Origin of the sequence: Ruoffia halotolerans, assembly GCF_014049385.1 — a bacterium.
Lineage (GTDB): Bacteria > Bacillota > Bacilli > Lactobacillales > Aerococcaceae > Ruoffia > Ruoffia halotolerans.
Genome location: NZ_JACAOA010000010.1, coordinates 1 through 15,286, shown reverse-complemented (window position 1 = coordinate 15,286; position 15,286 = coordinate 1). Strand labels below are relative to the sequence as shown.

The following is a 15,286-nucleotide window of genomic DNA, read 5'->3' as shown; positions in this document are numbered from 1 at the left end:
AGCACATTGAATTTTGATATACAAGTTATGATTGATACTATTTGGGTTGTCATGCGGGCTGTACCGCGGACTTTTGGAATTGCTGCTGTGGTGTTAGTGATTGGTATTTTATTAGGGGCTGTCTTCGCTCAATTAAAGATGAAGCCTGTACCGGTTATTACACCACTCGTTCGTCTATTTGTCTCTTATATGCGCGGGGTGCCGTTAATCGTTCATTTATTCGTGATGATGTACAGTTTACCTCAAGCAAGTAGTTCCTTACTGGCAATCTTTGGGGTCACAGTGCAACCACATGATTTTCCGAGTTTAATTATTGTTATTACGACCTTCTCATTACTTGAAGCTGCGATTGAATCGGAGAATATCCGAGGGGCATTTCAGTCCATTGATCCCCGTCAAATTGAGGCTGGTCAATCAATCGGGATGACACGTCGTCAGAACTTACGTCGCATTATTATTCCACAAGTATTAAGTGTGGCGATTCCTTTGTTTCTCAATGCCTTTTTGAAAAATATTAAAGGTCTGTCGCTTGCCTTTACTGTTGGTGTGGTAGATATTCTGGCTCAAGCTCGTTATGCAGCGGCATTAAGTTATCGTTATTTAGAATCTTATATTGCGGCAGCTTTAGTTTACTGGTTAATCTGTGGCGTTTTACAAATGATATTTAACCGTGTTGAATTGAAATTACAATTTGGTGAAACACGTAGACAAGGAGTGTAATGTTGAATAAATTTGACCGTATAAAGTTAGCGATGAGTGGTGAAAAGCAGAGTTCAATCCCCTTTTCCTTCTGGACACATTTACCAGAGATTGATCGCTCACCCAAAGAAGTCGCTCAAGCGACATATGATCTTTTTAAACAGTATGATTTAGATTTTATTAAAACGATGAATAATGGTATGTACGCGGTTGAGGATTATAATACGGAGATTGACTTTTCTGAAGTGGCTAAAGGTGGGGTGGCTAAAGTGGTTAAAACACCGATTAATGCCTATGAAGACTGGTCAAACTTACCATTGTTAGAGTTAGAAACCGCGTCAGCCCTACAAAGAGAACTTGACCACCTTGAACACTTACTGAAATTAGTGGACGGTGAAGCACCGGTGATTGTGACGGTTTTTAGTCCCTTAACAACAGCAGATAAATTAGCTAAAGGGCAACTGATTAACCACCTTAAACAAGATGAACATGGTTCCATTCACCAAGCACTGGATAAAATTGCTAAATCAACAGCTGCGTTGGCACATAAAGCCATTGAGTTAGGTGCAGCCGGTGTTTACTTCGCATCGCAAATGAGCTCTTATGACAAAGTGAGTGAAGAAATATACGCTGAATATGGTGTGCCTTATGACTTACAAGTGTTGGAAGGTGCTCGTGACGGTTGGTTTAACGCAATTCATGCACATGGTGATGATATTATGTTCGGCCTGGTTAAAGATTATCCCGTTCAAGTGTTTAACTGGCATGTGTGGGAAAGTTTACCGGAGTTAAAAGAAGGTATTGATTATACTAACAAATGTGTCATGGGCGGCATTGCACGTATGGATATTACACAGAATAATCGAAACCCTCTTCGTCATCAAATTTACCGTTCAATTACAGAGTCTGGTGGAAAGCACTTAATTCTTACACCTGGGTGTGGGATAAGACATCCTTTTGAAGAAGATACAATTCGTTATTTAAAGAAAGTAAAAATCGAAACTGAAGCGTTATTAAATAAGTAAGTCAATAATTAAACCGTCCTTTCGAGGACGGTTTTTTCTTGTTTATGAGGTCACGAGATTTCAACAAAAAAACCGAGGCTGTTTTTACACAGTCTCGGTTTAATTTTATTTAAATTAGTATGCTCTTGCTAACCAGACAGTTTCTTTCGCTGGTTTACCTGTGACGATACATTCAGCTTTTTTGTCAACTGTTCCTTCTACTGGAATGTTACGTGTTGTGAAACCAGTGCGTTCTTTAATCTTCGCTTCTGATTCTTCCGTTCCGTCCCATCCTGCTAAGATCCAACCTGGGTTTTCGTTTGCAGCTTTTTTCGCTTCAATATGGTTTTCAAGTTCTTCTAATGTATTGATGTCCGTATAGATGTGTTGTGAATTGCGTTCGCGTGCTGATTCTAATAGGCGATTTTGCATTTCATCTAGGGCATTTTCTATGTATTCAGCAAAGTTTGCGAATTCAACATCTACTTTTTCATCTAAGTCACGCGCTTTAACGATGACTTTATTGTTTTCTAAGTCACGTGGTCCAATTTCTACACGAAGTGGCGCACCGCGTAATTCCCATTCATTGAATTTGTAACCTGGACGGTTATCGCTTCCGTCAATGACTGTACGGATTTGCTTGCTTGCTAATTCTTCATTCAGTTCATAGATTTTGTCCATGATCGCTGGATTCTTTTGCCATGGTCCAACAGGAATGAATACGACTTGTTGCGGTGCAACTCTTGGTGGCATAACTAGTCCTTGGTCGTCACCGTGAGACATGATCATTGCTCCGATTAAACGTGTTGATACGCCCCATGATGTCGTGAAAGCGTGAACGTGTTCGTTGTCGCTGTTTAAGTATTTGATATCAAAAGCTTCAGCGAATTTAGTTCCCATGTAGTGACTTGTTCCTGCTTGAACAGCTTTTGTATCTTGCATCATTGCTTCAACAGAGTAAGTTCGTTCTGCACCAGCAAAGCGTTCTGAAGGTGTTTTTTCACCTTTAAATACTGGAATAGCTAATACGCCTTCAATCACTTCTGCATAAATATCTAACATACGTTGTGTACGTGTTTTAGCTTCTTCAGCAGTTGCGTGAGCCGTATGCCCTTCTTGCCATAAGAATTCTGACGTACGTAGGAATGGCATTGTACGTTTTTCCCAGCGGAATACGTTTGCCCATTGGTTCATTTCCATTGGTAAATCACGGTATGAGTTAATCCATTTAGAATACGCATCACCAAACATAGTTTCTGATGTTGGACGTAGCGCTAAGCGCTCTTCTAATGGCTCACCCGCAGCTTCAGTAACCCACGGTAGTTCTGGTGAGAATCCTTCAATATGATCTTTTTCCTTATTGAAGAAGCTCTCGGGGATTAACATTGGGAAGTATGCATTACGGATACCTTCTTGTTTGAAACGGTAGTTTAAAGCTTCTTGGATATGCTCCCAAATTTCGAAACCGTTGGGTTTGAAAATCATACAACCACGTACGGGTGAATAGTCCATTAAGTCAGCTTTTTGAATTGTTTGGATATACCATTTTGAAAAATCTTCTTTTCTCGTTACCATAGTAACCTCCTGTTATAATTTTGTATAAAAAAACTGTTCCCGTCCAAATAAGGACGAAGAACAGTTGATCTCCGCGGTACCACCTCAGTTGTCGGCATGTTGCCAACCAGCTTAGAGCCGATAAGGAGGCGAGTCCATAAACTGTTTAGTAGGTTCAACGAATGAGTGGGCACGTCACTTTCAGCCTAGGTGACTTTCTCTTATTACCGTCAATTCGTTTACTATTCTAACAATGCTTATATTATAGCTATTTGTTGAGCAAAGTTCAATCACTTTGGACAATTGTGTCTTGATTTTCATTCATTTCATATTGATCAAGCGCTCGCATACTTGAAAGTGGCCAGTAAATATAATCTGCCTCTCCGATAATATCTTCGGCGTAGATAAAACCAAATGAACGTCCGTCAAGTGAATTGCGACGGTTGTCTCCCATAACGAAGACTCGCCCTTCCGGTACGGTTGCAGTTCCAGTAATCTCTTCTAATTGAAAATCACTCGTAAAGTTTCCTAAGACATCTGCGCGCATGTCGTCTAAATATGGTTCATCCATTTGCACGCCATTTAATATTAATTGGTCATCTTGATAAGCAATCGTGTCCCCAGGTACGCCAATCACGCGTTTAATATATAAACTTTGCGGCTCGTCTGTAGAAATTGATCCACCAGGTGCTGGGAATACAACCACATCAAAACGCTCAATATCATTTAATTTCATCATAAACATTTTCTCGCCGTCATGTAATGTGTATTCCATGGATCTTCCGTCCACGATGAACGGTTCCATAACATACGCATAAAATACTTTAATTCCTAGAAATATCACTGCAACCCAGATAAGCGTACTGATTATTTCTCTGATAATACCTTTAAAAGTCATCTTTTACCTCAATCTACTTAATCTTTACTATCCATTACAGTATCGATAGCTAACACAACCGCAATCACCATAACTGGGTCAACTTCTTCAGCATCGATATTAAATTCAAATGTATCGCTCATAGCAAAGTATTTTTTCTTTATTTGAGCAATTAAATCTCCTTCTCGATCATAAATAATATAATCGTGCGCAAAGTAATCACCTTTTATCGTCCAGCCAATTTTTACAATGTCAAATTGTGGTTTAAATAACGTGATGCGTTTGCGAATACTTGCAACTTCTTGACCTCGGACAAAGACGTCCACTTGTGGCATGAGTGATAATAATTTCTGTTTAACTAAAGCGACCTCTTCATTGGTCTCCATGTTAATGATGTGCAATTTTCTACCAAGTGAAAGAAATTCTCCATCCACTTTATAAACCGGCTTTTGATTACTATCGACAATATTAAAATCCTGTTTAAATGATAACATTTTTTGTTTCATGTATAATTGCATTGATATCACCCCTTGAGCCTTATTATAATCTTATTATATTTAATGTTCAATTGTATTTAAGAAAATATTTTTACTATAAAATGTATATTAATAAAAGCGGAGGGAATTATTTGTGAAACTAGCTCGTTATCAAGATGTATTAGACTTTTGGTTTGCTCCTGAAAATGCGGACTTATTATTTGAGAAAAATGATGACTTCGATTTCGAAATTAGACAGCGTTTTGGAAAAATTTGGGAAGCTGCATGTGCTGGCTTATTATGGGGGTGGCGTGACAATCCTTACGGCCGCCTCGCAGAAATCATTGTTCTCGACCAATTCTCGCGTAACTTATGCCGAGGCGACGAGAAGAGTTTCGCCCAAGATACGATGGCACTCGTCTTAGCTCAGGAATTATATCAACTACCTGAGTTTGATGAAGAATTCTCTGTTCAGGAAAAATGCTTCGCAATGATGCCTTTTATGCATTCTGAATCTACTGAAATTCACGAGACAGCTTTACGCATCTTTACTGAAATTGGTGATGAGAATGCACTACATTATGAAAACTTACATAAAGATATCATTGACCGTTTCGGTCGCTATCCTCATCGAAATGATGTTCTAGGCCGTGAGACAACTCCGGAAGAAGCAAAGTTTCTGGCTGAACCTAATAGCAGTTTCTAATATAAAAAGTCCGCATCGAATGTGCTGCGGACTTTTTTCTGTTTTGAACTGGGTTTTGGGTGTATTCGCCAGCTCAGGGATTTGAGCTGGCGTAGTTGCACTTGATTCGCTAGCTCGGAGATTTGACCTGGCGTAGTTGTGCTTGATTCGCTAGCTCGCAAATTTGAGCTGGCGAAGTTACGTTTGATTCGCTAGCTCACGGATCTGAGCTGGCGTAGTTGTGCTTGATTCGCTAGCTCGGAGATTTGACCTGGCGTAGTTGTGCTTGATTCGCTAGCTCGCAAATTTGAGCTGGCGAAGTTACGTTTGATTCGCTAGCTCACGATTCTGAGCTGGCGTAGTTGCACTTGATTCACTAGCTCACGATTCTGAGCTGGCGCAGTTGCACATGATTCGCTAGCTCGCAAATTTGAGCTGGCGCAGTTGCACTTGATTCGCTAGCTCACGGATCTGAGCTGGCGCAGTTGTGCTTGATTCGCTAGCTCGGAGATTTGAGCTGGCGAATCAACTCACTTTCCTAAACATTTCCCCTTTAAATCTCTATTTCATAGTAAGTTTTATTTGTTTTCCCCACTTTCTTAAAGTTTTTCCCAAGTATGTCTCGGATTAAGGATCTTGACGCTGCGCTTGCGCCCATAAACTGGTACACATTTTCTGTTGTGACTATTTCACTGTTGTCAAAAAATAAATAGCGCAATTGCCGTGCGGATCTGAGTATCGTTTCTGATTTTGCTTCTTTAAAATGACAGTGCCGGCATGTCACTTTTCTTAAAGTGATTTCTACATCAAATCGGTGACACGCTGGACAAGTAACGCCTTTATGGATAGTCGCAAAGTCTTCTATCGGCAAGCCTGTAGGCTGGAACGGATTTTCAATCGAATAGCGGTTCAAGACTTTTTGTATTCTATTCAAATATGCTGGTAACAGAGGTTGGGCCAGAAATTCGGTCTGCTTTTTCAAGAAGTTTCTAAATTGGTTGCGCTGTATAATTTCATAGTCAAATTCATAATCGAGTTTAACTTGGCAATGTTCATTGATGAAAATCATCGCACCGGTAACTTTAATATTTTCGGAGACTTCATTGGCAATTCGTGTTAGGCGCCGTACTTTGGTCGCCATGGCATTCATAAAATTATTTTCCATTAAATGCGCGTTAATGTAGCATTCGTGATTTCTATATTCAAATGTGCCATCAAAATTCTTCACTTCAATAACTAACCAGTGATTTTCTTTGATTAATAGAAAATCGGCTTGCATCGTGCTTTTGTAGTTGAACCAGTAGTCTGAAAGGACATGCCAACTATCGTCGGCGTATTTTTCTAACCATTGAGCAACTTCTGATTCCCCGATATAGCCTTGCTTCAAGGACCAATATCGACGTTTTTGTTCTTCAGCTAAATTTATTTGGCGTATAACCGACGTTTGGAGTTGCATGAGTTCGGTATTTTTCTGCATTTTATCACCCCTATATATATACGTAAAAAAGGGCGATTTTCATTTTTTATTTTAAAAATTAATCATCTAAATTTAAAGTGAGTGCGTTCATTGCGACAATAATTGTTGAAAGTGTCATTAAAATTGCACCGAGCGCGGGCGAAATAGTGATTCCGATAGGTGCCAATAGACCCGCAGCCAATGGGATTGCAATGAAATTGTAGCCTGCTCCCCAAAGTAAGTTTTGGTTCATCTTGCTGTTTGTCTTGAAAGACAGTTCGATAAAGGATTCAATGTCGCCGGGTTCAGATTGGGTTAAGACAACGTCTGCGGAATCAATTGCCACTTGCGTTCCGGCTCCAATGGCGACTCCGACATCAGCCAATGCGAGTGACGGCGCATCATTAACACCATCTCCAACCATAATAACCGTTTTACCTTCAGACTGTAGACTTTTAATTAAATCATATTTGTCTTGCGGTGACTGGTTTGCACGGTAATCAATACCTAAAGTTCCTGCGACACCTTTGGCGGCATTTTCATTATCACCTGTTGCCATAATTGGCGTAATGCCTTTGTCTTTGAGAATTGTCATCAGTTCTTTACTAGTTTCTTTAAGCTCGTCACCTAGAGACACTGCGCCCAATGCTTCGCCATCTTTAGTTAAAATACTAATCGTTGCACCAGGTAAAATTTCAATATCAATCGACTTTCCATACACTTTTTGACTCACTAATTTATACTCTGTATCTTGATAAGTTCCCACAACTCCTTCACCAGAAACGACTTCTGTTGATGTGAAGTCAACGGGGTTTACATTTTCCTCAGAGGCATATTCGATAATTGATTGAGCAATGGGGTGACTTGACCCGCCTTCAATTCCAGCCATGATAGCTAATAGCTCGTCTTCGTTATAGTCACTTGATAATGAATCAATCGCTAATACTTTAAATTCACCAGTAGTCAGCGTTCCTGTTTTATCGAGGATCATCGTGTCTGATTTTGTTGTTAATTCATAAACTTCACGGTCTTTCACAAGTAGTCCGCGATTAGCACCTAAACTAGTACTTCGCGAAATCACAAGTGGAATCGCTAATCCTAGAGCATGCGGACAAGCAATAACTAGCGTGGTTACCGTATAAGAAATCGATGTTTGTAAATCAGCAATTGCCCACCAAGCGACGAATGTCACTAATGCCACACCGAGCGCAATATAAAATAACCAACTCGCAACTTGATGTGCTCTGTTCTCTGCTCGAGACGGATTACCTTGAGCTTCTGTGACTAAACTTTGAACTTGAGAGAGGAATGATGAATCTCCAGTTTGGCTGACTTTAATAAATAACGTCCCTTGTCCATTAGTTGATCCTCCGATAGCTGTGTCACCTACGGATTTGTCAATCGGTTTGGATTCACCCGTCAGTAGCGCTTCATTCACTCGAGACGTTCCGCGAATGATTTCTCCATCAGCTGGAATGTTTTCGCCTGCTTGAACTCGGACAGTGTCGCCAACCTTTAATTCTGTTACCGGACGCTGTTCAATCGAATCATCTTGTAAGACAACTTGTGCTTCTTTCGGAAGTAATTTTGCTAAAGAGGCTTGAGCATCTCCAGCATTACCTAAAGCAACCATCTCAATCCAGTGTCCAAGCAACATAATAAGGATTAGCGATGCGAATTCGAAGTAGAAATCCATCAGGTACTCACCAGTAACATAGCGCATAATTACCGCATAGACACTATATAAATACGACACGCCAAGCCCTAAAGACACAAGCGCCATCATCCCTGGTGATTTCTCTTTAAACTCACCAACTGCACCTTGAAAGAACGGCTTCCCTCCATAGAAAATAAGGAATGTAGACAGCACGGTAGCTAAAATATCCGAATATGGAAAAGTGTATTGAAATGGAAACGGTATGTCCAAGCCCATCAGTGGAGAAAACCACATAATTATTAACCCAATCGGTAAAGATCTTAAGAAAATTTGTTTAAAATCCCCATGGTGGTGATGATGTCCGTGGTCACCGTTATCCATGTGCTCATGATGGTCGTGATGGTCATGATGGTCATGCCCTCCGTGGTCATGATGATTGTGATGGTCGTGATGGTGTTGTTTATCCTTACTCATTCAATTCCCCTCCTAAATTTACTTGACACTCACATTGGCCAGACACACAGTCGCATGCCACAACGTCCAATGCCGTTTTCTTTTTCTCTTTTAAAATGCTCATTAATTCTTCAATATCACTTTGACTTAAAGGCGCGTTGGTTAACATATCTCCGATTACTTCCCCGGCTTTCTTATTACAAATACGAGCTAACATATCTGAAATAGAATCGTCTAAACTGGCTTCTTCTGTCAGTTTAGCTGAGTAAATGTATTTACGTCCCTCTTGTTCGGTATCCAAAGCACCTTTTTCTACTAAACGGCTGATTAAAGTTTTAATTGTGCTAGTTTTCCAGTTCATTTTATCTTCTAATACTTGGGTAATTTCGCGACTTGTTGCCTTGCCTTGAGCCCAGACGACTCGCATAATTTCCCATTCTGCATCAGTAATTTTTAACGTTGGTATTGCTTCTGTCAATAAAATGTCTCCTTTCAAACTAAGTTTATGATTACGACTACAATTGTAGTCGTTGTTTTAAGTTTAGTTTACATATGTAACTCGTACAAGTCAACTTATATCTATTACATTTATATAAATTCCTCCGTTTATGATAAGATTAAAATATAACGGCGCTTTCATAAGGAAAGGTTCATAATGAAAAAAGCTAGCCTGGGCTTGTCTCGTTTATTGGATTCCCGCTTTGGAATTGATCATGGGCCTAATGTGTTTGTTGCTAAACATTCCATTCCCTTTTTCACCCAATATCGCCGTCATATATTTTATGATAGCCAATCTCTTTTCTCTGTATTTAATGAACCGACTCCTACATTCACAAGGACGTTCGATTCGGGATGTGATTGATTTTCAAAGGGACCGTTTAGGTAAGGATCTCCTTTGGGGGCTGCTTTGGATTTTTGTACTCTTTATCCCATTTGCTGCCGCATCAAATGGGGTCGCCTTTTTAATATTTAGAACTGATTATCTTAATCAGTTCCAAGTTATTTTTACAGGTGACTGAGTTAATAATCTGTTAACTACACCTGTTTGGTTACGATGGGTTGGCGCGATTGTCGCTTTGCTCTTTCCATTTATTAATGCGCCGATTAAAGAAATCATGTACCGAGGTTATGCGTAACCTGAGTTTACTCAAGGTTTTGGTAAGCCTTGGGCAGGTATTGGCATTCCGTCGATTGGTTTCGGCTTACAACATTTTATGCTGGCGGCGAGTTGGCAAGGGGCTTTAGTTTATATTGGTGCATTTTTCTTTTGAGGACTTGGTAGTGCTTTGATTTTCCACTACCATCAAAGATTATTTACCCTCGTTTTCGCGCATTTTGTTGTCAATTTGGCTTTTGCTGCAATGCCACCTGTGCTTTTAATGTTAGATGTTTATTAAACAAAAAGAGAGCCCACGTCATTTTGTGAGCTCTCTTATTTTGTTATTCTTCTGCACCTATTTTATTGGTTAACATTTTCAACCAATGAACGATAAATGTAGCCACAGCCGCAAAGCCTAGAATAATTCCCCAAGTCTTCAATGTCAGTGGTTCTGTACCTAAGACATTATTCATAAATGGTAAATAAACTGCAACCAATTGTAAAGCGACACCTAAAGCCATGGCACCCACTAAAAATTTATTATGGAATAGCGTGCGGTCCAAGCCGAAGGATTTGAATTTACGAACGTTAAAGATATGCATTAACTGAGCGATTGCCATATATGTAAAAGTCGCCGTTTGAGCATATTCTAAGGATACGTCTGTGAAATTATGGAATAGGAAGAATACCCCGAAGGCTCCTAAACCAATAAATATTCCACTTATAATAATTCGACTTAAGAATTGACGGTTGACCAACCCTTTTTCAGGATCACGTGGCGGATGATCCATCACATTGTCTTCAGCTTCTTCGTAAGCTAAGGCAATGGCCGGTCCAATATCAATGAGTAAGTTAAGGAATAAAATGTGTAAAGGTTGAATTGGCATCGGTAATAGGAAGATAATTGTGAATAAAATTGACACAATTTCAACCATATTACAGGCGAATAGGAAAGATACATATTTTTTAATGTTTTCAAATATGATTCGACCTTCACGCACGGCATCGACAATGGTTGAATAACGGTCATCCGTTAAAATCATATCAGACGCTTCTTTTGCGACTTCCGTTCCGCGAATTCCCATCGCGACACCGATATCAGCACCGTTCAAGGCTGGCGCATCATTTACACCGTCTCCAGTCATCGCAACGACTTCACCTTCATCTTGAAAAGCTCTAACGATTTGTAATTTGTTCTCAGGTGAGACGCGGGCAAAGACAGCTGTTTCTCTAATTCGGTTAATAAAGTCCGATGAATCATGCATTTTGTCAATTTCTTTACCGGTCATTGTATTTTCCCAATTATTAATTCCGATTTCTTTGGCAATTACTGACGCTGTTCGAGGGTGGTCACCGGTAATCATTTTCACGGTAATCCCGGCTTCTTGGGTCTGTTTGATTGATTCGGCAACGTCTTCTCTTGGTGGATCCATAATTCCGAACAAGCCATCAATCGTTAATATCTTACGATTATTATCAAACCAACCTTCGATGTCTTCTGTAATCTCATTGGCTTCATTCTCGTCTTCAACCGTATAGCTTGCTAGGCCGATGACACGGTTCCCTTCTTCAGTTAAAAGCTCGTTCTTCTCTGACCAAAATTCTCTTTCTTCATCATCAATGTCTGTGTATTCAGCTACTACATCTAAAGCACCCTTCATAATAAAACGGTAGATATTATCGGGCAGTTTATGGAAAGTAGCCATATATTTCTTCTCAGAATCGAAAGGAATTTCAGCTAGTTGCTCAAATTCAGTCTCTTTTAAAAATTCTGGTGACATACCAATTTTGTGTCCTAAGACAGTTAAAGCCCCATCCGTTGGGTCTCCTTCAATAGTATACTCGCCGTCATTTTCCGCTTCTTCATTCTCATCCGCCTCATCTTGCTTAACTAATTTTGCATCACTGGATAAAAAACCATTAGTAATCAGCTTCAGTAAATCTTGATCATTGTCATTTAAAGCGGCTGTGTCATGAATATTCTCAGCTTCTACGTCAACAACTTCACCGTTGTATTTTACAGTACCTTTAGGTTCATAACCGTTCCCAGTAACTTCATATTTTTCATCATTTTTAATAATTAAATGTTCAACCATCATTTGGTTTTCTGTCAGGGTTCCGGTCTTGTCACTCGCAATAATCGACGTTGACCCTAGCGTTTCAACCGCGGATAGGCTTTTGACGAGCGCTTCGTGGTCAGCCATCGTCGACATCCCGTTGGATAAGGTAATCGTTTCAACTGCTGGCATAGCTTCTGGAATCGCCGCTACTGCTAGAATAACTGCCACATGAAGCATCTCTGCCGTATCTTGACCGTTAAGAATACCAATTAATAAAACTAAACCTGCTGCAACAAAGGCAACGATAATTAAAGCTTTACCTAATTTGTCAATTTCTTTGTCTAAGGGACTTTCTCGGTCTTTATCTTCATCTAACATCTCAGAAATCTGACCTACTTCAGTATTCATACCGATCCCCGTCACAACGGCTTCGGCTTTACCGCGGGTCACTGCTGTACCAGAAAAGACCATATTTAATTGGTCACCGAGTGCTTCATCTTCTTCAAAGGTTGCGTCAGCATCTTTATCGACCGCTTCAGACTCTCCGGTTAAGGCTGCTTCCATGACCGCAAAGTTATTGGCACTAATTAACCGCCCATCAGCCGCAATCGCATCCCCTTCCCCTAAGATTAGAATATCTCCGGGCACAAGTTCGGTCGAATCAATTTCAATCTCTTCACCGTTACGGCGTACTTTTGCTTTTGTATCCACCATTGATTGGAGGGCTTCAACCGATTTTTGCGCTCCGACCTCAACAAAATACCCTGTAAAGACAGATATAAAAACAGCTAATAAAATTGCTATCGCTTCAACCCAATCACCCATTATGACTGAAATAACAGCCGCAACACCGAGTAAGTAAACGATAATATTATTCAGATTCTCTAGAAAAATCTCCCATTTAGATTTTGTTTCTGATTCTTCTAATTTATTCTCACCGTGTTCTTCCCGATTTTCTTCGACTTGTGACTCATTCAAACCCTCTTCAACAGAAGTGTCGAATTCCTCAAGCACTTCCTCTAGTTTCCTCTTATATATTTCACTCATAGTAAACTCCTCTTGTTTATAAGATTTTTAAAATAGCATCCTTACTTTTTCATATTCTTAATATAACATTTAATTTAAAGCAATTAAATTTATTTGCCTTGCGAAACTATATTAAATAAGCTTGATATTACACTATTTTAAATAAATATTTCGATAAATTTACACTTAAATTAAGTTGACAATAAGCTCACATTTTATACAAAAAAAGAACTGCCTATTTAGACAATTCTCTAATAAATTTGCTTACCATTCTTCACGAAAGTTCTCGACGGCTTCTTTGTAGCGTTTGATGATTCGGTCTTTTTGCTTTAATAGCACTTTCAACCCGCCTAGGAGTTCTTGGGATGTTTCGACCATATCCAAGTCTTCTTGTTGTTGCATGATTGCTTCATCAACGAGTTCATGAGGCACTTCGGCTTTTATTTCATTGAACACAGAAATAATCTGGTGCTTTAGACGTTCTTTCCGTTCAGGTTCCGCTGCTTTTATTTGCGGCACATGTTCTTTAACAAAGCGGAAATCTAGTCTCCGCGTCATCTTCCCGTCTAAGACTCGGACATATTCTTTTTGAAAAGGGGTGATCCCAGGTGTTTGTCCGTGAATTTGGTACCATCCGTCATACATCGCCCAAACGCCGGGCCCAATTTCGGGTTGGAATTCTCGACTTAGGATAAAGGTCGGATCGTCGCCCGTAATTTCTGCTACCCACCGTTTTTCATCGGTGGCTGAAGGTTGTAATTGTAAATATTGTGGTTTCAGTGTCGACATTCCTTTCCTACTCAACATACTTATGTGCGAATTTGCCAATTAAATGTAGCTTTGAGTGGGTCTCTTTGTGTCACTTCCATACTAACCATTGACCCTTTTCGCATCCGGCGGGACTCACCAGTGAATTCATATACCCACTCACTTAAAGTCGGTTCATGTCCAAAGACGAGTAACGTCGCATCATCTTGAACGGTTTTTAATGCTTCTAAAAACTTTTCTATCTCTCCAGTATAGATAAATTCATGAACCTTTGGTTCCTCAAGCTTTAATTTGTCGACGGCGAGTGCGGCAGTTTCTTGTGCTCGATTAGCCGGACTTGACCAGCTGACAAAGTTCCGTTCTTTCAGTGGCCCGAGTTTTTCTTCGAGTTCGGGAAGTAGTTTTGCGTATTTTTCCTTCCCTTTATCAGTCAGGTGGCGGTCGATGTCAACGAGTCCTTCTCTGCGCTCTTCGGCTTTCGCGTGGCGAATGAATATCAGTTCCATGATTCTCTCTCCTTTTAACTATGCTTAAAAATTATCTCGCGCTATTCTTAATTCAATAAACGTTTCTAAGTTTTCAGCTTGTAGGAACAAGTTAATGTCTTTTTCTATTCCAATTGTCGAAGGTAAAGTTGGTTGATCTTTTGCTCTTTGTGCTTGTACTTCTTCTAAAGCTTTTGTAAATGATGGATCTGTTGGATCTGTCTCGTGAGCAAAACGTAAATTCGTTTCTGTATATTCGTGCGCTGCATAGACTTTGACCTCATTAGGTAAAGCTTTAAAGGTTTGAAGCGCATCATACTGAGCTTGATAATCCCCGGTGAATACACGTCCGCAACCGCCTGAGAACAATGCGTCCCCACAGAATAAGTCATCTCCCATTAAGTAACTGATGTGCTCTTCAGTATGACCACCGCTTTTAAACACTTTAAAGGTTTTGTTCAATAATTCAAACTCATCGCCATCTTTGACAGTAACTTGGTTGAGACAGGCAGTTTCCTTGGGTCCATAAACAGGTGTCTCTGGGTATTTTGCTAAGACATCTTTAACCCCACCAATATGGTCATCGTGTTTATGCGTTAAGATGATCGCAGCTAAGTCCAATGCTTCTTTGTCAAAATAATCTAAAACACCCGCTGACTCACCAGGATCGACAATAATTCCATCAGTTCCATTATCTATGACCCAAATATAGTTGTCAGAAAAGGCTTTTACTGGATTAATATTCATATCACTCACTCCTCTTTGCTTATAATTATCTGTATTCTAATCTTAGCAAAGTTTACAGAAATTTTCTTGTGATACTACTTGTGGGAGTTGGGAAAATGCAGACTTAAGACAAACGGCGGGGTGGTTTGGCTTGAGTTGAATGAACTTGAGACAAACGGAGTTGTCATTTGGCTTGAGTTGAGTGAACTTGAGACAAACGGGATTGTCATTTGGCTTGAGTTGAATGAACTTGAGACAAAC

At 40.0% G+C, this 15,286-nt stretch carries 13 protein-coding genes; 3 read left to right on the top strand and 10 right to left on the bottom strand.

The window, feature by feature from the left end; all coding sequences use genetic code 11:
* Positions 1-6 precede the first annotated feature (6 nt).
* The gene (locus HW423_RS05060; protein WP_218930853.1) at positions 7-720 is read left to right on the top strand and encodes an amino acid ABC transporter permease; all 714 of its coding nucleotides are present in this window, start codon (positions 7-9) and stop codon (positions 718-720) included.
* A gap of 2 nt (positions 721-722) precedes the next feature.
* Complete coding sequence (locus HW423_RS05055) at positions 723-1,724, top strand: uroporphyrinogen decarboxylase family protein (RefSeq protein WP_218930852.1); 1,002 nt, start codon at positions 723-725, stop codon at positions 1,722-1,724.
* Positions 1,725-1,838: 114 nt separating this feature from the next.
* Here the strand turns inward: HW423_RS05055 and proS are convergent, their stop codons facing one another.
* The 3 genes from proS to HW423_RS05040 all read right to left on the bottom strand — a co-directional run bounded on the left by proS (position 1,839) and on the right by HW423_RS05040 (position 4,652).
* Positions 1,839-3,278, bottom strand: coding sequence for a proline--tRNA ligase (gene proS, locus HW423_RS05050; protein ID WP_218930851.1), 1,440 nt, complete (start codon positions 3,276-3,278; stop codon positions 1,839-1,841).
* A 265-nt stretch (positions 3,279-3,543) separates the two neighbouring features.
* Entirely contained in the window at positions 3,544-4,155 is a 612-nt protein-coding gene (lepB, locus tag HW423_RS05045) for a signal peptidase I (RefSeq protein WP_218930850.1), read from the bottom strand.
* Between the two features lie 17 nt (positions 4,156-4,172).
* A complete protein-coding gene (locus HW423_RS05040; RefSeq protein ID WP_218930849.1) occupies positions 4,173-4,652 on the bottom strand; it encodes an LURP-one-related/scramblase family protein in 480 nt (159 codons plus the stop codon).
* Between the two features lie 112 nt (positions 4,653-4,764).
* Here HW423_RS05040 and HW423_RS05035 point away from each other — a divergent pair, with 112 nt between their 5' ends.
* Entirely contained in the window at positions 4,765-5,316 is a 552-nt protein-coding gene (locus HW423_RS05035) for a DUF924 family protein (RefSeq protein WP_218930848.1), read from the top strand.
* A 532-nt stretch (positions 5,317-5,848) separates the two neighbouring features.
* On the opposite strand, the gene HW423_RS05030 is transcribed toward HW423_RS05035, so the two are convergent.
* The 7 genes from HW423_RS05030 to gloB form a co-directional block, all read right to left on the bottom strand.
* Positions 5,849-6,772: a nuclease-related domain-containing protein gene (locus tag HW423_RS05030; RefSeq protein WP_218930847.1), complete on the bottom strand. Its 924-nt coding sequence runs from the start codon at positions 6,770-6,772 to the stop codon at positions 5,849-5,851.
* Positions 6,773-6,830: 58 nt separating this feature from the next.
* A complete protein-coding gene (locus HW423_RS05025) occupies positions 6,831-8,882 on the bottom strand; it encodes a copper-translocating P-type ATPase (protein WP_218930846.1) in 2,052 nt (683 codons plus the stop codon).
* Positions 8,875-9,339: a CopY/TcrY family copper transport repressor gene (locus HW423_RS05020; RefSeq protein ID WP_268951466.1), complete on the bottom strand. Its 465-nt coding sequence runs from the start codon at positions 9,337-9,339 to the stop codon at positions 8,875-8,877. Before HW423_RS05020 ends, HW423_RS05025 begins: the two co-directional genes overlap by 8 nt.
* A 962-nt stretch (positions 9,340-10,301) precedes the next feature.
* Positions 10,302-13,067, bottom strand: coding sequence for a cation-translocating P-type ATPase (locus HW423_RS05015; RefSeq protein ID WP_218930845.1), 2,766 nt, complete (start codon positions 13,065-13,067; stop codon positions 10,302-10,304).
* A gap of 243 nt (positions 13,068-13,310) precedes the next feature.
* Complete coding sequence (locus tag HW423_RS05010) at positions 13,311-13,835, bottom strand: hypothetical protein (protein WP_218930844.1); 525 nt, start codon at positions 13,833-13,835, stop codon at positions 13,311-13,313.
* Positions 13,836-13,855: 20 nt separating this feature from the next.
* A complete protein-coding gene (locus HW423_RS05005) occupies positions 13,856-14,320 on the bottom strand; it encodes a SixA phosphatase family protein (RefSeq protein WP_218930843.1) in 465 nt (154 codons plus the stop codon).
* Between the two features lie 24 nt (positions 14,321-14,344).
* Entirely contained in the window at positions 14,345-15,046 is a 702-nt protein-coding gene (gloB, locus tag HW423_RS05000; protein WP_218930842.1) for a hydroxyacylglutathione hydrolase, read from the bottom strand.
* Positions 15,047-15,286: the final 240 nt, after the last annotated feature.